The sequence below is a fragment of the Arthrobacter sp. P1_C12_2 genome (genome assembly GCF_056406415.1).
The window spans coordinates 1-15,042 of record NZ_JBFUAF010000036.1; the positions used below are offsets into that span (position 1 = coordinate 1).

The 15,042-nt window shown below is 69.0% G+C and carries 16 protein-coding genes and 1 pseudogene; 11 read left to right on the forward strand and 6 right to left on the reverse strand.

Annotated elements, in window-relative coordinates; genetic code table 11:
- A pseudogene (locus AC1DZQ_RS22045) lies at positions 1-285 on the reverse strand (hypothetical protein); the annotation flags it as partial.
- A 158-nt stretch (positions 286-443) separates the two neighbouring features.
- On the opposite strand from AC1DZQ_RS22045, the gene AC1DZQ_RS22050 reads away from it, so the two are divergent.
- The 4 genes from AC1DZQ_RS22050 to AC1DZQ_RS22065 all read left to right on the forward strand — a co-directional run bounded on the left by AC1DZQ_RS22050 (position 444) and on the right by AC1DZQ_RS22065 (position 5,865).
- Positions 444-950, forward strand: coding sequence for a sigma-70 family RNA polymerase sigma factor (locus AC1DZQ_RS22050; RefSeq protein ID WP_476965498.1), 507 nt, complete (start codon positions 444-446; stop codon positions 948-950).
- Entirely contained in the window at positions 947-1,663 is a 717-nt protein-coding gene (locus AC1DZQ_RS22055; protein ID WP_476965499.1) for an anti-sigma factor family protein, read from the forward strand. Before AC1DZQ_RS22050 ends, AC1DZQ_RS22055 begins: the two co-directional genes overlap by 4 nt.
- A 127-nt stretch (positions 1,664-1,790) precedes the next feature.
- Positions 1,791-4,475: an ATP-dependent helicase HrpB gene (hrpB, locus tag AC1DZQ_RS22060; RefSeq protein WP_476965500.1), complete on the forward strand. Its 2,685-nt coding sequence runs from the start codon at positions 1,791-1,793 to the stop codon at positions 4,473-4,475.
- Positions 4,476-4,641: 166 nt separating this feature from the next.
- Positions 4,642-5,865, forward strand: coding sequence for a macrolide family glycosyltransferase (locus tag AC1DZQ_RS22065; RefSeq protein ID WP_476965501.1), 1,224 nt, complete (start codon positions 4,642-4,644; stop codon positions 5,863-5,865).
- A 17-nt stretch (positions 5,866-5,882) separates the two neighbouring features.
- Here the strand turns inward: AC1DZQ_RS22065 and AC1DZQ_RS22070 are convergent, their stop codons facing one another.
- Complete coding sequence (locus tag AC1DZQ_RS22070; RefSeq protein WP_476965502.1) at positions 5,883-6,563, reverse strand: alpha/beta hydrolase family protein; 681 nt, start codon at positions 6,561-6,563, stop codon at positions 5,883-5,885.
- A gap of 94 nt (positions 6,564-6,657) precedes the next feature.
- On the opposite strand from AC1DZQ_RS22070, the gene ligD reads away from it, so the two are divergent.
- The 3 genes from ligD (at position 6,658) to AC1DZQ_RS22085 (ending at position 8,797) form a co-directional block, all read left to right on the forward strand.
- Positions 6,658-7,683 carry a non-homologous end-joining DNA ligase gene (ligD, locus tag AC1DZQ_RS22075; RefSeq protein WP_476965503.1) on the forward strand — a complete coding sequence of 342 codons (1,026 nt, stop codon included), beginning with the start codon at positions 6,658-6,660 and terminating at the stop codon, positions 7,681-7,683.
- Between the two features lie 258 nt (positions 7,684-7,941).
- On the forward strand, positions 7,942-8,532 hold the full coding sequence (locus tag AC1DZQ_RS22080) for a thymidylate kinase (RefSeq protein WP_476965511.1): 591 nt from the start codon (positions 7,942-7,944) through the stop codon (positions 8,530-8,532).
- Between the two features lie 127 nt (positions 8,533-8,659).
- Entirely contained in the window at positions 8,660-8,797 is a 138-nt protein-coding gene (locus AC1DZQ_RS22085) for a hypothetical protein (protein WP_176803199.1), read from the forward strand.
- Here the strand turns inward: AC1DZQ_RS22085 and AC1DZQ_RS22090 are convergent.
- Together AC1DZQ_RS22090 and AC1DZQ_RS22095 are read right to left on the reverse strand one after the other, a co-directional pair.
- Positions 8,787-9,101 (reverse strand): hypothetical protein, encoded by a 315-nt coding sequence (locus AC1DZQ_RS22090; RefSeq protein ID WP_476965504.1) that lies wholly within the window; start codon positions 9,099-9,101, stop codon positions 8,787-8,789. The two genes, AC1DZQ_RS22085 and AC1DZQ_RS22090, sit on opposite strands and share 11 nt — an antisense overlap.
- A 165-nt stretch (positions 9,102-9,266) precedes the next feature.
- Entirely contained in the window at positions 9,267-9,614 is a 348-nt protein-coding gene (locus AC1DZQ_RS22095; protein ID WP_476965505.1) for a hypothetical protein, read from the reverse strand.
- Between the two features lie 221 nt (positions 9,615-9,835).
- On the opposite strand from AC1DZQ_RS22095, the gene AC1DZQ_RS22100 reads away from it, so the two are divergent.
- From AC1DZQ_RS22100 to AC1DZQ_RS22110, 3 genes are all read left to right on the forward strand, one after another.
- The gene (locus AC1DZQ_RS22100) at positions 9,836-11,119 is read left to right on the forward strand and encodes a class I SAM-dependent methyltransferase (protein WP_476965506.1); all 1,284 of its coding nucleotides are present in this window, start codon (positions 9,836-9,838) and stop codon (positions 11,117-11,119) included.
- Positions 11,120-11,191: 72 nt separating this feature from the next.
- Positions 11,192-12,223, forward strand: coding sequence for a pirin family protein (locus tag AC1DZQ_RS22105; protein WP_476965507.1), 1,032 nt, complete (start codon positions 11,192-11,194; stop codon positions 12,221-12,223).
- Between the two features lie 142 nt (positions 12,224-12,365).
- Positions 12,366-12,713: a GNAT family N-acetyltransferase gene (locus AC1DZQ_RS22110; RefSeq protein ID WP_476965512.1), complete on the forward strand. Its 348-nt coding sequence runs from the start codon at positions 12,366-12,368 to the stop codon at positions 12,711-12,713.
- A 13-nt stretch (positions 12,714-12,726) separates the two neighbouring features.
- Here the strand turns inward: AC1DZQ_RS22110 and AC1DZQ_RS22115 are convergent, their stop codons facing one another.
- Together AC1DZQ_RS22115 and AC1DZQ_RS22120 are read right to left on the reverse strand one after the other, a co-directional pair.
- Positions 12,727-13,305, reverse strand: coding sequence for a TMEM175 family protein (locus tag AC1DZQ_RS22115; RefSeq protein WP_476965508.1), 579 nt, complete (start codon positions 13,303-13,305; stop codon positions 12,727-12,729).
- A 169-nt stretch (positions 13,306-13,474) separates the two neighbouring features.
- A complete protein-coding gene (locus tag AC1DZQ_RS22120) occupies positions 13,475-13,816 on the reverse strand; it encodes a carboxymuconolactone decarboxylase family protein (protein ID WP_476965509.1) in 342 nt (113 codons plus the stop codon).
- A gap of 323 nt (positions 13,817-14,139) precedes the next feature.
- Between AC1DZQ_RS22120 and AC1DZQ_RS22125 the strand changes: the two genes are divergently transcribed.
- Positions 14,140-15,042, forward strand: a 903-nt coding sequence (locus AC1DZQ_RS22125) for a DUF2252 domain-containing protein (protein ID WP_476965510.1), incomplete at its 3' end; no start/stop codon positions are given.

Consider the following 15,042-nt stretch of genomic DNA (forward strand, 5'->3'; position numbering starts at 1 on the left):
CACGGGCGCCGGGGCGGGCGCCGGCGGCCGCATCACGGGCGCCGGGGCGGGCGGCGCCACGGTCCGCGGCGGAGCCGGCACAGTGGGCGGGGCAACGGTCGACGGCGGAGCCGGGTTGAGGCTTGCGGGGTCCTTGTGCGATGGCGAGGGGCTCCCCGTCGCAGGAACTGATGGGACTGTATAGGGGTCCGGTGCCGGCGTTGCCGTGTGCCCGGCGAAGCAGGCGCCCAGCAGCAGGATGGTGCCCAGCGCCGCGGCGGCAGTCGCCGGGCGAAGAATCTTCATTGTGCTCTCCTCAGGAATGGCCGGCCAGGGGCGGCCGGGCCTGTCTCTACAACGGTTCCGGCAGCCTGCAGGTTCAACGCAGGCCGGGCGATTGCCCGCAGCCTGGCGCAAGTGAACTGTTCGTCGACCGGCGTCGTCTCACCTCCAAGGAGGCGGATATGTCCGATCAGGAGGCCGAGTTATTGCGATCGCTGCACGATGCCTACGGCCCGGCGCTATGGCGGTTCGTCATGAAAATGACCCGCGACAGCACACTGGCGGATGACGTCGTTCAGGAGACGCTGATCCGCGCATGGAAACACCCGGCGATTCTGCAGCGACCGGAGCCGGCCGTACGGGCCTGGCTTTACACGGTTGCCCGCAACCTCGTCATCGATGACCGGCGCAGCGCCCGCCGCCGCCACGAAACGGGAACCGATCAGCTGCCGGAGATTCCGGAGGCGGACCGGGTCGACAGGATCCTGGATGGGTGGGTTGTCTCGGATGCGCTCGCCGGACTGTCCGCCGAGCACAGGGCCGTCGTCATTCATTCGTACTATCTGCGAGAGACGACGGCCGAGATCGCGCAAAATCTTCAACTGGCAGAGGGAACAGTGAAGTCGCGGTTGCACTACGCGCTGAGGGCGATGCGGCTGTCCCTGCAGGAGGGAGGTGTGACTCCATGAACCACAATGGAATCGATGAGTACCGCCGCTGGGACGCCGCGTACGTGCTGGGATCCCTCGTCTCCTCTGAGCGGCACGAGTTCGAGGAGCACCTGTCCGGCTGCGCGGGCTGCAGGGCCGCCGTCGCCGAACTTGCCGGACTTCCGTCACTGCTCGCCGCACTCTCACCCGTGGAAGCACAGGCCCTCGGGCGGACCGATGGCGAACGGCCGACGCCGAAGTTGCAGCCCGGGCTGGCGAAAAAGGTCCTGCGCGGGCGCCAACGAACCCGCCTGGCTGTCGCCGGGCTCATGCTGGGCGCCGCTGCCGCCGCCGGCGCGGTTTACGTTGCGGTCACGGACTCCGTTCCGCCAGCCGCCCAGATCCAGGCCGCATCCGCAAAGGCCCTGAACTTCACCCCGGTAGCCGACAGCGCACTGGTGGCCACCGGAACCCTGACCACGCAGCCTTGGGGAACGCAGATCGACTGGAAGTGCACCTACACGCCGTCCCCGGCCGACTACTCTCCACCCGGCGGTCTCCGCACGCCGGAAGAGTACGGTTTGGTGGTTGTCGACTCCCGCGGTGGCACGACCCAGGTGGCCACCTGGACGGCAACGCCGGGGACAGTGGCGACGCCGACGGCCACCACGGTTGTCCCGACGGCCGATATACGCAGCGTTGAAATCCGTGCCGTCGCGAGCGGCAAGACGCTCCTGGCTGCGCACCCGTAGCGCCGGGCACCCGTGCGGCACGAACGCCGGCCGGACCCCTGCCCGCGCAGGCAAGGGCACCGGCGGGCGGATCGGCGGCGCGGCCCCGAATGGATGGCCAGCACTATATTGCGGAGACAATGGAGGCGTGACTTCCGCGACCGCACCCCTGGACCCAGCCTGCTCCAAGGGCCTCTTCGACCTCGGCGTCATCGGCGCGGGCCTGACTTTTGCGGAATCACTGGGGGCCCTCGCGGCGGCATTGCAAGGCGGCGGTGCCGGGGCATCCGCGGTGGTGCAGGCGCCTCCGGGCACGGGCAAGACGACGCTGGTGCCGCCGCTGCTGGCCAACATCGCGAACAGCGGGAACGGCAGGAGAGATGAGGGCGGCGGCAGGCCGCGGATCGTGGTCACCCAGCCGCGCCGCGTTGCTGCCCGTGCGGCCGCCCGGCGCCTGGCCGCTCTCGACGGCACCCGGCTCGGTGAGCGTGTGGGCTACACGGTCCGCGGGGAACGCCAGACGGGCCCCGGAACCGTGATCGAATTCGTTACCCCCGGCATCCTGCTGCGCCGCCTCCTCGCGGAGCCGGGGCTCGAGGGCACCGACGCCGTGATCCTCGACGAGGTCCACGAACGCGGGCTGGAGACCGACCTCCTGCTCGGCATGCTCACCGAAGTCCGTCAGTTGCGCGGTGACCTCACCCTCGTCGCGATGTCGGCGACCCTCGACGCGCCCCGATTCGCCGCACTGATTGGTGCAGCGGCGGCCGGAAACGACGACGGCGGCCCGGCGCCGGTCATCGACTGTCCGTCCGCGCTGTTCCCGCTGGACGTGGAATGGGCCCCCGCGCCGGTGCCGCGGCTGGACGAACGGGGCGTGGCCCGGGCCTTCCTGGACCACGTGGCCGACACGGCAGCGGCCGGGCACGCCGCGGCGCTGGCCGGCGGACGGGACATAGACGCACTGGTGTTCGTTCCCGGCGCGTGGGAGGTCTCCTATATTGCGGCGCGGCTGCGCGGCCGGAGCCGCGCCGAGGTTCTGGAACTCCACGGCCAGGCCGGACCGGCGGAGCAGGACCGCGCCGTCTCCGGGCGTGAGCCCGGCGGGGCTGCCCGGATCATCGTCTCCACCGCACTCGCCGAGTCCTCCCTCACTGTCCCGGGCGTCCGGCTGGTCATCGACTCCGGGCTGTCCCGCGAACCGCGCCGCGATGCCGGCCGAGGGATGTCCGGCCTCGTGACGGTGTCCTGCTCCCGGGCGTCCGCGGACCAACGCGCCGGCCGGGCCGCACGCCAGGGCCCGGGCACGGTGATCCGCTGCTATGACCAGAGGGCCTTTGGCGCCGCGCCGGCCCACCAGACGCCGGAGATCGCGGCAGCTGACCTCACCGGTGCCGCCCTGGTCCTGGCCTGCTGGGGAGCCCCCGGCGGCCGGGGACTGGCGCTGCCGGACGCGCCGCCCCGGGCCGCGATGGACGAAGCCGTCGAAGTACTGCGCGAACTCGGAGCCGTCGCCCCGGACGGCCACGCAACCAGGCTCGGCAAGATCCTGGCCCGGGTCCCGACGGACCCCCGCCTGGCCCGCGCCCTGCTGGACGGCGCGGCGACGGTGGGCCACCGCACGGCGGCCGAGGCTGTCGCCCTGGTCTCCGGGGACCAGCGCGCCCCGGGCGCAGACCTCACGCGCCTGGTTGCCGCGCTGCGGACGGGCCGGGATCCCGGATCCCGGCGCTGGGCGGAGGACGTCCGGCGGATGGAGTCGATCGCCCGCCAGGAATCCACCGGCGTCGGGCCCGCGGAGTCGTCCGGCGTCGTGCCGGCCGGGGCGGTGGGCGCCGCGGAGGCGATCGGGTTCGTCGTCGCCCTGGCCTTCCCGGACCGGGTGGCGCGCCGCGTACCGGGGGAGGGGCCGGCACAATACCTGCTCACGTCCGGGACGCGGGCCGGGTTGCCGGCCGGCAGCCCCCTGTCGGGGCACGAGTGGCTGGGCGTGGCCGAAGTGTCGCGCGCACAAGGGCGGGACGCCGCGGGGACCGGCGCCGTCATCCGCTCCGCCGCGCCGCTGACGGCGGACACCGCAGAGGCTGCCGCCCGCAATCTCCTGAGCGACACGCTGCAGGCGCGGTTCAGCCAGGGCCGTGTCTCGGCCCGGCGGGAGCGCCGCCTGGGCGCGATCGTGCTCTCATCCACGCCGGTACGGCCGCCTGCGGACGAGGGCCGCGCGGCTGTGGCCCGCGCCTTGGCCGGCGAGGGGCTGGCGAGCATCGGATGGTCGACGGCGGCGGACGGCTTGCGCCGTCGTCTTGCCCTCCTGCACCGGGAGCTCGGCAGCCCGTGGCCCGACGTTTCCGAGCCGGCGCTGCTGGCCCGGCTGGACGACTGGCTGGCCCCGGAACTCGCGGCCCTGGCCGGCGGGGCGTCCACGGGCGGGATCGACCTCGCCGGCCCACTGAGCCGGCTGCTGCCGTGGCCCGAGGCGGCCCGGCTGGGCGAACTGGCACCTGAGTCGCTGGCGGTCCCCAGCGGATCCCGGATCCGGATCGACTACCCGGACGCGGGAGACGCCACCGGCCGGCCGGTAGTGGCCGTCAAGCTGCAGGAGTGCTTTGGCTGGGCCGAGACGCCGCGGCTGGCAGACGGGCGCGTGCCGGTGCTGTTCCACCTGCTTTCCCCGGCCCGCCGGCCACTGGCCGTGACGGACGATCTCGCCTCGTTCTGGTCCGGGCCCTACGCGCAGGTCCGGGCGGAAATGCGCGGCCGCTATCCCCGGCATCCCTGGCCTGAAGACCCGTGGACCGCGCCCGCGACAGCCCGGACCAAGCCCCGGAACTGACGCCGGGACCCGCAGCCCGCTGACCACTCGCGCGGCCCGGGCAACAGGGGCATGATGAAGGAGCACGACGCCGGCGGGCCTCCTGGCCTGCGGGACGCCGGGTAAACAGGCCGGGCAGACAGGCCGGTCAAACGGGAATTCAGCCAAGCGATGAAGAGTGATGGCCATGCACCTTGCGTTCGTCTCCATTCCCGCCTACGGACACGTGAACCCGACCCTGCCGTTGGTGGCGGAGCTGGTGGGCCGGGGGCACAGGGTCACGTACTTCACGTCCGCCGACTTCGGGCCGCTGATCCGCAACGCCGGCGCGGACTTTCACGCTTCCGGCGGGAACTGGATGGCGTCGATGCCCGCCCTCGGGCCCGGGCAACGGGCGCAGGCGCACCTGATGCTGCCGATCATGAACCGCGTGTTCGAGGACCTCAGAGCCAGCTTTCCGGCGCTGGTGGATCGCCTGCGGCAGGACCCGCCGGACGCTGTCTGCTTTGACGCGATGACGCTCAGCGGCAGCATGGCCGCAGAAAAGATCGGCGCCCCGGCCGTTGCCCTCATGCCCACCTACGCCACCAACGAGCACTTCTCGCTGAGATCCCTGATGCCTGCCCCGCCACCGGATGGCGCCGATGAGATGGCCAAGGTTGCGCTGGCCATGGGCCGGTTGCTGGCGGAGTTCGCGGCCGAGCAGGGTGTGCGTACGCCGCGCCTGTTCGACGGTCCGCCTGCACCGTTCAACATCGTGTTTCTTCCCCGCGAATTCCAGCCCATGGGGGCGACCTTCGATGACCGGTTCCGGTTTGTGGGTCCCAGCATCGGCGGCCGGGACAGCGCCGGTGAATGGGAACGTGAGGGAACGGGTCCGTTGCTGTTCATTTCGCTGGGCACCACTCCTCTGAACCGCCGGCCGGATTTCTTCCGGATGTGCCTTGACGCCTTCGGCGGAAGCGCGTGGGACGTCGCGATGGCCATCGGGGACCAGACCAGCCTGGCCGATCTTGGGACGATTGCGCCGAACGTCCGGGTCCGGCCCTTCTTCCCGCAATTGCAGGTACTGCGCCAAACCGCCGTCTTCATCACCCACGCCGGCATGAATTCGACCATGGAAGCGCTGTATTTCGCGGTCCCGATGGTGGCCGTGCCGCAGCAACCGGAGCAGGCGGCCACCGCCCGCCGGCTCGAAGAACTGGGTCTAGGCCGGCACATTGCGGTGGAGGACCTCGGGCCCGACGCGCTACGGGCGGCGGTCACCGCGCTCCACACCGACGCGCGGGTCCGGCGGAACGTGGCCGCGATGAGCGAAGTTGTCCGCAACGCGGGAGGGGCCGTGGCTGCCGCCGACGCCATCGAAGCGCGGGTGCACCACGGGGCGGGCCGGTTCGGCGACGTCGGTTAGAGTCGGTTAGGGGAGAGCTAGCTCGCGGGATTTACGCCGTGCGTCTTCAGGAACTCAGCGACCGTGGCCGCCAGCGACGCGCCCGCCTCGTCGGCACTGCGCTTCGCGCCGGCAACGGCAAAGGAGTGGTCGCCGCCCTCGCGCCACTCCACGGTCGCGGACGGCCCGATTCTGGCGGCCACGGCCTCCAGCAGTTTCGGGGTGGCGAACGTGTCGCGCGTGCCCTGCAGGAAGAGCATCGGCAGAGTCAGCCCGTAGAGGTGCTCGTCGCGGAGTTTTTCCGGTTTCCCCGGCGGGTGCAGCGGGTAGCCAAGATAGACCAACCCGGCAGCCGGCATGCCTTCCGCGACGGCCATTGAGGCCATGCGTCCGCCGAACGACTTCCCGGCGGCCCACAACGGCCGGCCGGCGGACCGGGAGGCAGCGGCGTCCATGGCCGCGCGCCAGGCAGCGATGGCAGCCGGCGGCCTGTCCGGGAATTTCCGTCCTGCCTCGCGGTAGGGGAAGTTGAATCGCAGGGTAGAGACGCCGAGTTCGTTCAGGGCGCGGGTGAAGCCCACGAGGAACGGATGGTCCATTCCCGCCCCGGCGCCGTGGGCAACAACCAGTGTTGCGAAGGAGCCATCGGGGCCGGCAAAGACCCCCGAAATTGTCGCGTCGCCGACCTCAAGGGTGATCGGGAACTCGGGTGTTGTCATGCGTCCATCATGCCGGGTGGAGGGCAGTTCCGCTGAACGGCGTCTGCCGCGCCAGGCTCTTCAACTGTCCACGCCGCCGGGGTAGGTTGTCCCCATGGCCAAGGAAGAAGTCCACCTCACTGTCAGCGGTCCGCACGGCGACCGGGAGTTGCGCGTATCGAGCCCGGCGAGGGTCGTCTGGCCCGGCCCGGGACTCACCAAGCTTGACCTGGCCCGGTACATGGTGGACGTCGGGGACGCCTTCCTGGCGGCGAACGGGGACCGGCCGGTGACGCTCCAGCGGTTCAAGGACACGGTGGACGGCGATCAGTTCTTCTCCAAGAACCCGCCCAAGGGTGCCCCTGACTTCATCCGCGCGGTCGACGTCGTCTATCCCAGCGGACGCTCGCATCCCCAGCTGGTCATTGACGAAATCGCCGCCGCGGTGTGGGCGGTGCAGATGAACACGGTGGTCTTCCACCCGTGGGCCTCCCGTGCCGGCACCCCGGATTTTCCGGACGAGTTGCGGATCGACCTCGACCCGCAGCCCGGCACCGGATTCGCCGAGGCCGTTCCGGTCGCACGGGAGTTGCGGCGCGTCCTCGCGGAGGCCGGTCTGGAGGCGTTCATCAAGACCTCGGGGAACCGCGGGCTCCACGTCTTTGCCCCGATCGAGCCGACCCGGGAGTTCCTGGACGTGCGGCACGCCGTCATCGCGGCGGCGCGCGAACTCGAACGTCGCATGCCCGCGCAGGTCACCACCGCCTGGTGGAAGGAGGAACGCGGCGCCCGCATCTTCGTCGACTTCAACCAGGCGAACCGCGACCGAACCATCGCCGGGGCCTACAGCCCGCGCGCACTCGCCAATGCGACGGTGTCGTGCCCGATCCGCTGGGAGGAGCTCGGGTCCGCCGATCCGACCGCCTTCACCATCGCCACCGTGCCGGAGCGGCTTAAGGCCTCCGGCGATCCGTGGGCCGACATGCACGCGGGCGACGCGGGCACCGTTGATCTCCTGCTGGAATGGTGGAACAGGGACATCGAGGCCGGGCTGGGGGAGCTGCCCTTCCCGCCGGACTATCCGAAGATGCCCGGGGAACCGCCGCGGGTGCAGCCCAGCCGGGCCCGCAACAACGGCTGAGCCTGAGCGGAATCCCATTAAATTCTTCACATGGCCGGAGTTGATGACCCAAACGTTGTTGATGGGCGGTCCGTTCACATGAAGGTGGATCCAAGCCCGGCCTCGGCTCGCTGAACCGAAGTATTTGAACCGAAGCATTTTGTCCATCAAGGGACGAATTAGCGGCCTCTACCGTTGGTAGTAGTAGGGGGAAAGCGCCGGGTTCCGGACTCAGGCGCAAACACCGCCACTACCGGAAGGAACGGATTGCTGATTGTTTTGACGGGAATTGACGGGTCGGGGAAAACAACCGCCGCACGGGCCACAGTGGCAGCCTCGCACCGGGCGGGGAAGAAAGCGCTCCTGCTTAGGAACTACGCCGGCCGGCGCAGGATGTCCCTGCTGAGCGCACAGTTCGGCATACAACTTCACCCACGGCTGGCGGATGCCGTGGAGACAGCCATCCGCACTGTAAATGTGGTGGTTTCCCATGCCAGGGCGCACAGGCATCCGGGCCTGGTCATCATGGACCGCCACCTGCATTGCCAGCTTGCGCTACGCCAGGCGCGGGGCCTTCCTCGGGGCCGGTTTCTTCCCTTCCTGCTGACGAAGTTTCCAAAACCTGACGTGGTGGTCCACCTCGTGATTGACCCTGAACAGGCGCATCAAAGAGTATTGGCGCGCGGCACGGACACGGAAACTCTCGGTGAGCTCAACTCGTTGAGTGCCGCTTACCGATCGATGCCTGAATACGCGCACTTCACCGAACTTGCTGCGTCGGGGACGCCGGAGGAAGTGTTCTCCGAACTAGCACTCGCCATCGCCGACGCCGGCAAGAGCCAGGGCGAACGGCTGGCCCCGACACCTTAGGTCGCCGTCGCCGTCGCCGTCGCCGTCGCCGTCGCCGTCGCCGTCGCCGTCGCCGTCGCCGTCGCCGTCGCCGTCGCCGTCGCCGTCGTCCGCCCATCCGTGGCGGCGCCCGCATCGAATTACCGGCATGAGCAAGTCGGAGAAGAAGAACCTGCGGTATTGCGATTACTACTGCTTCATGTCGCTGAAGGACTTCGCGGCCTGGGTCGACGCCGACGACGACCGGGAACCCGCCATGTCGTACGCCGCGCCGCCTACCAGGTGAGTGCCTGGGCCTTGATTTCGTAGTGACCGTCACGCTGGGTGAATGTGGCCCGGTACCCGCGTTTGACCCCGTTGACCACCATCTGGCAGTCCGTATGCGTGTTGACCTTGATATCCGGGAAATTTTTGCATTCCACCTCGGAAATCGTGATGCCAGCCTCCTTGGGCTTGGCGCGGGCCTTGATCCGCTCGGCCAGAACCTTGCCGCTGGTCTGCGGATCGAAGACGACCACCGACGGCGGGGGAGTCGCCGTCACCGTGGTCGTCGGGCCCGGCGTGGCCGGCGGTGCAGCGCAGCCGGTCATCAGGAGCGTCCCGCCCAAGGTTGCAGCGCATGCAGATCTGAATAAGTTCATCGCCGATCACGTCCGTCCGACGCCCGTCCACAGAGCTGCCCGAGACCCAGGCCGCCCAGACCAAACGATGCCCTGCCCGGCTTGGGGAATCCTTGGCCCCTCCGGGCCCCGGTGCTAGCGGCGGGAGCGGACGGTGCGAAGTATGCCGCGGATCGAAACGCCGACGGCGCACACCAGAGGGGCCAGCGCCACAAGCACCACCACGGTGTTGGGCCGGAACGTCATGCGGCCCGAGGAGCCCTTGGCGTAGACGCCCAGGGGCAGCACGAGGCCGCCGCCCCCGCCTCCACTTCCGCCGTTGCCGGGCTGGCCGTCTTCCGGGCTGCTGCCTCCGCCGAAGCCGAAGGACACCACCGCTACCGGGACGATCTCTTCTCCTGCGATGTTCACGGCGGGGCCGTAGGCCCGGGACACACCGAGATTCTTGAACGTATCCACGAGGGATGCGAAAGATTCAGACATAGGACACACCATAGGCAACCGCCCCCGCAAGCGCCAGAGCCGACCGTCGCCGCCGCTTTTGGAAGGAACTGTGGGAGGGAGGGGGGAGGGAGGGCGGAAAGGGACGGCGGAAAGGAATCGGAACCCAGGCTCTGGTTGCAGGCCGTGTCCTGCCCTTAGATTTGGACTGGCGGGGCTCAGCCCGCGGCACCGGAGACGGCACTGGAATTGAGGCACTGGACATGACGGCATCCACGAATGCGGCTACACGGCTGGCCGACGCACTTGCGATCATCCTTGGCACCGACGGGATCCCCCTGCGGCTGCGGGCCTGGGACGGCTCGGAAGCGGGCCCGGAAGACGCTCCCGTCGTCGTTTTCCGGTCCCGGCGGGCCCTCCGCCGGATGCTGTGGTCGCCCGGGCAGCTTGGACTGAGCCGCGCCTACGTGGCCGGCGACATCGAGGCACCCGGCGACATCTTCGCCGCCTTCGCGGCCCTCAGCGCGGCAGGAAAGTTCGCCGAGCCCGGCCCGTTCCGGCCGCCGACACCCGGCGAATTGTTCGCGCTGCTCAAGACTGCGGTCCGGCTCGGTGCGCTGGGAACAAACCCGGCGCCGCCGCCGGAGGAAGCGCGCGTGAGCCGGCACGGCCGGCGTCATTCGAAGGGGCGCGACGCCGCCGCCATCTCGCACCATTACGACGTCGGGAACGACTTCTACGGGCTCGTCCTGGGTCCTTCCATGGTTTACTCGTGCGCGGTCTGGGAATCGGACCAGACCGGGCTTGACGCTGCCCAGACAGCCAAGCTTGATCTGGTCTGCCGCAAGCTGGGGCTCCAGCCGGGCATGCGGGTACTGGATGTGGGGTGCGGCTGGGGCAGCTTCGCGCTGCACGCCGCGCAACACTATGGGGTCGACGTCGTCGGGGTGACGCTCTCGGTCGAACAGGCGGCCCTGGCCCGCAAGCGGGCGGCGGACGCCGGGCTCACGGACCGTGTGGACATCCGGGTGCAGGACTACCGCGACGTGGACGACGGGCCGTTCGACGCGATCAGCTCCATCGGCATGTCAGAGCACGTAGGACGCGAGCAGGTCCAGCACTATTCTTCCCAGCTGCAGGGCCTGCTCCGCCCGGGAGGACGGCTGCTCAACCATGCGATTTCCTGGAACGCCGGCGCGACTGCGCCGGACCCGAACTCCTTCATTCCCCGCTATGTCTTCCCGGACGGCGAGATGCTCAGCCTCTCCGAGATGGTCGCAGCACTCGAATCGGTGGGCCTTGAGGTCCTGGACGTTGAGGCGTTGCGGCGCCACTACGCCCTGACGCTCCGCGCCTGGGTACGGAACCTTCAGGAGCACTGGGACGAGGCCGTGCGCTTCGCCGGCGTCGGAAGGGCCCGGGTGTGGCGGCTCTACATGGCCGCGAGCGCACTCGGCTTCGAGGCTGGCATCACCGGCGTGAACCAGGTCCTGGTCCAGCGCCCCGGCGGCGCGGAACCCCCATTGCGCCGCTCAGCCTGGACCTGAGGCCGCCTCCTGGCAGGTTGAGGCCGTCTCCCGAAGGCTGACCCGAGGACCGCACGAGACTAGGCTGTGATCATGAGCAATACCGAAGTTGCGCCCCAGGAAATCCTCTGCGAAACGGACGGGACCTATGCCGGCGTCGAGCTCCTGGTGCCGCGGCAGGTCCCGCTGGGCGGCCCGCGCGCGATGGACGTGCGGCGCACTCTTCCGCAGCGCCAGCGGAGCCTCATCGGTGCCTGGTGCTTTTTGGATCACTACGGCCCGGACCAGGTCGGCGATTCCGGCGGCATGAAAGTCCCGCGCCACCCGCACACCGGGCTGCAGACCGTCAGCTGGCTGTTCACGGGGGAGATCGAGCACCAGGACTCGGCCGGCTTCCACGCCGCGGTGCGGCCGGGAGAAGTCAATCTCATGACCGCCGGCCGCGGCATCAGCCACTCAGAATTTTCCACCCCGGACACAACCGTCCTGCACGGCGCGCAGCTGTGGGTGGCGCTGCCGGACACGGCACGCCACATGGCACCCACATTCGAGCACTATCGCCCGGAACCGGTCAGCGGAAACGGCTGGACCATGCGGGTCTTCTTGGGCGCGCTCTCCGGGTCGGTCTCGCCCGTCGCCACCCACACGCCCCTGCTGGGCGCGGAGCTCCTGCTCGGGGCGGGGGCGGAACTGAGCCTCGAAACAGATCAATCCTTTGAACATGGCCTGCTGGTGGACTCGGGCAACCTGCTCCTGGACGGACACCCCGTCCCGAAGGACCACCTCGCGTACCTGCCGGTCGGGCGCGGATCCCTGACCTTGGCCGCAGGCCCGGACGGGGCCCGTGTCCTGCTGATCGGCGGCGAGCCGCTGGGCGAAAAGATCGTGATGTGGTGGAACTTCGTCGGGCGCAGCCACGAGGAGATCGTCGCGTACAGGGACCAGTGGCAGGCCGAAATCGGCGCGGATGACGGCGCTGGGGACGGCTCCGCTGGCGGCTCCGGCCCGGCGCAGGCGGCGGCCGGGGGACGCGCGGACCTGCGCTTCGGCCCGTTTCCGCCCGGGGGGCCGGCTGCCCTTCCGGCCCCGACACTGCCGAACGCCCGCATCAGGCCACGCGGCTGAGCGGTGCAGCTAGGCCCTGCAGCCGAGCCGGGCGGCTGAGTCGCGATGCGGCGCCGGGCTCAGGCGACCACCACCCACCCGCAAGTTGACCACCGCAAGCCAGCCCAACGCGCGCCCAGGCGCCCCATCCCAGGAGACCATGTTGACCACGATCACCATCAGGAACAACCCGGAGCGCAGCCGTTTCGAAGTGCTCGACGCCGACACCGTGATCGGCCAGGCGGCGTACGTGGACGACGACGGGGCTGGCCAGCGGATTTTTTACCACACGGTGATCGACGAGGAATACGGCGGCAGGGGGCTGGCCGGGGTGCTGGCCGCCCAGGCATTGGATGAGACTGTCGCCGCGGGCCTCATGATCGTGCCGGTGTGCCCCTACGTCAAGAAGTACCTTGGAAAGCACCCCGGCTATGCGGCGAACGTGGTGGCACGTACTCCGGCTCACCTGGAGCTCGTGAACGCCTCGCTGGCCCAACGGCTCAGGCAGTGACCGCTCGTGGCGCTCAGGGATGCGCGATGAACCGCTCCACACGCCGGTCGGGGATGAGCCAGATCGCGGCAACCACCGTATAGGCCGCGATCCCCCAGAGCGGGTTCACAAGGCTGAGCCCCATGCCGGCGATGTAGAGCACTGGGGATCCCTTGCCCTTCCAGTCCTGCCCCATGGCCTCGTCCAGGGCGCCACCGCGTCCCTGTTGGCCGATCAGGGCCGATTTCAGGATGTAGTAGGCAATGGCGGCGAGCAGCAGATTTAGCCCGTAGACCAGGACGGGGACCTCCGCCAGGCCCGAGTCATTTATCCACCGGGTCGTGAACGGGATAAGGGACAGCCAGAACAGCAGATGGAGGTTTGCCCAGAGAACTCCACCGTTGACCCTCCCGGCCAGATGCAGCATGTGGTGATGGTTGTTCCAGTAGATCCCGACATAGATGAAGCTCAGCATGTAGCTAAGCAGCGTTGGAAGTTCGTGGAGCAGCGCCGGCCACGTGGGTTCGGCGGGGACATGAAGTTCCAGCACCATGATGGTGATCACGATCGCAAGCACGCCGTCGCTGAAGGCCTCCAGCCGGTTCTTGTTCATGGGCCGCCTTTGGTCGGGGCATCGTGGCCGATGCGGCGAGGGACTGCCGACGTCGTGTCGCGCGGTTCGTAGGAAACGCTACCGTCACGTCCAACTWTCGGCGAGAATCCCACGCCGGACCGGCCACTACGACGGGTCCACCCATCACGGCGCCGTCGTCAGTGCGGGCTCAGCCGTCGGCCTCGGCCTCCGCTTCAAGTTCGGCCTCGGCCATTTCGAGGGCGAAGCCCAGTGCGCTGGCGAGGTTGCCGGCTGCCGCCACGATCCGGGGTGTCCCGACGATCGGGGCAACGGCGATGAGGACGCCCCGGACATCCTCCAGGGTGATGCCGACGTCCACGGCGGTACCGGCGTTGAACAGGTATGAGGCGGCCGGGGCGTCGACGGCGGCGAGGGCCGCGATCCGGGCCAGCATCAGTTCGCGAGGCTCAAGGGTGGAGCGCTCGAGCGACACGGCGGTGATGTCGGCGAGGGCGGCGAGGACGGGTGCTTCTTCTTCGGCCATGGTCATGTCTCCATTTGGTTGCGGTGTTGTTTGCCGAGCGGGGCGGCGCGAGCGGGGAGCCCCACCCGTCTGCAACTTAGCCCGGTAAGGCCCAGGAAGACATCACCCGAACGGGATGAACCGATCGTAAGGTTTCAGACTCTGTAGCAGACCGGTCTTGAGTGTGCGGCGGCGGGGTTCGGCAAGACATCAGCAGCGCGTTGACGAGGGGCCACTTCGGGGCCACAATCGCATTAGCTCGACCCAGGCGCGTCAGCGCGCTCAGCCGGGACTGACCCAGGCAAATAGTGCCGGTGGCGGTTCCTGACGTCAAAGGGAGGTCGCCGATCATGGCCGAGAAGAAAGTCAAGCACCCCAGCGTCGAGGAACGTGCCGCGAAGGGCAAGCAGTACCGGGAGAAGACGCCCGTCTCCAGCCACACGGACTGGGTTCCCGCGCCCGACCGCCCGGATCCGGTCGCGCTGCTCGAGGAACAGAACCTCACCCGCGAACAAGACCTCGTGCCGGTGCGTCACGGCCGGATGCTGGTCTCGCCGTTCACGTTTTACCGGGGCGCGGCCAAGGTCATGGCCTCCGACCTGAAGGACACGCCGCGCGGCGGCCTGCGCGTCCAGCTCTGCGGGGACGCCCATCTGTCCAACTTCGGCGTGTTCGCCTCGCCGGAGCGAACCTTGCTGTTCGACCTGAACGACTTCGACGAGACACTTCCGGGGCCGTTTGAGTATGACGTCAAGCGGATGGCCGCGAGTTTCACGATCGCGGCGCGGAACAACGCCTTCACCAAGGACGAAACGCGCGACGCGACGCTCACCGCGGTTCGGGCCTATCGCGAAGCGATGGCCGAGTTCGCGCAGATGGGCACCCTGGACATCTGGTATGCCCGCCTGTCCGAGGAACAGCTGATGGAAACCATCGAGTTGGCCGTGGCAACCCAGAAGGGCAAGGCCCTCAAGAAGGCAGCCCACGGAATGGAAAAGGTGGCGAAACAGAACGTCGCCAAGGCCCACACCCGCGACAGCCTGCAGGCCCTGTCCAAGCTCGCCGAACTCGCGGACGGGAAGTACCGGATCGTCAGCCAGCCGCCGATCGTCATCCCCGCCCGGGAGCTGGGTGAATCGTTTGGCATGTCTGCCGATGAGCTTCAGCGCGCGGTTCGTGAGCAGCTCCGTTCCTACCGGGCGACGCTGCCAGATGACCGACGTATCCTGCTGGAACGCTTCGAAGTCATCGAC

Bases quoted from the DNA above. Each gene is read 5' to 3' on its own strand.
- AC1DZQ_RS22120 (WP_476965509.1), bottom strand. From the start codon at position 13,816: ATGACCATGGCCGAAGAAGAAGCACCCGTCCTCGCCGCCCTCGCCGAC.
- AC1DZQ_RS22095 (WP_476965505.1), bottom strand. From the start codon at position 9,614: ATGTCTGAATCTTTCGCATCCCTCGTGGATACGTTCAAGAATCTCGGT.
- AC1DZQ_RS22115 (WP_476965508.1), bottom strand. From the start codon at position 13,305: ATGAACAAGAACCGGCTGGAGGCCTTCAGCGACGGCGTGCTTGCGATC.
- AC1DZQ_RS22100 (WP_476965506.1), top strand. From the start codon at position 9,836: ATGACGGCATCCACGAATGCGGCTACACGGCTGGCCGACGCACTTGCG.
- AC1DZQ_RS22070 (WP_476965502.1), bottom strand. From the start codon at position 6,563: ATGACAACACCCGAGTTCCCGATCACCCTTGAGGTCGGCGACGCGACA.
- ligD (WP_476965503.1), top strand. From the start codon at position 6,658: ATGGCCAAGGAAGAAGTCCACCTCACTGTCAGCGGTCCGCACGGCGAC.
- AC1DZQ_RS22065 (WP_476965501.1), top strand. From the start codon at position 4,642: ATGCACCTTGCGTTCGTCTCCATTCCCGCCTACGGACACGTGAACCCG.
- AC1DZQ_RS22055 (WP_476965499.1), top strand. From the start codon at position 947: ATGAACCACAATGGAATCGATGAGTACCGCCGCTGGGACGCCGCGTAC.
- AC1DZQ_RS22090 (WP_476965504.1), bottom strand. From the start codon at position 9,101: ATGACCGGCTGCGCTGCACCGCCGGCCACGCCGGGCCCGACGACCACG.
- AC1DZQ_RS22085 (WP_176803199.1), top strand. From the start codon at position 8,660: ATGAGCAAGTCGGAGAAGAAGAACCTGCGGTATTGCGATTACTACTGC.
- AC1DZQ_RS22105 (WP_476965507.1), top strand. From the start codon at position 11,192: ATGAGCAATACCGAAGTTGCGCCCCAGGAAATCCTCTGCGAAACGGAC.
- AC1DZQ_RS22050 (WP_476965498.1), top strand. From the start codon at position 444: ATGTCCGATCAGGAGGCCGAGTTATTGCGATCGCTGCACGATGCCTAC.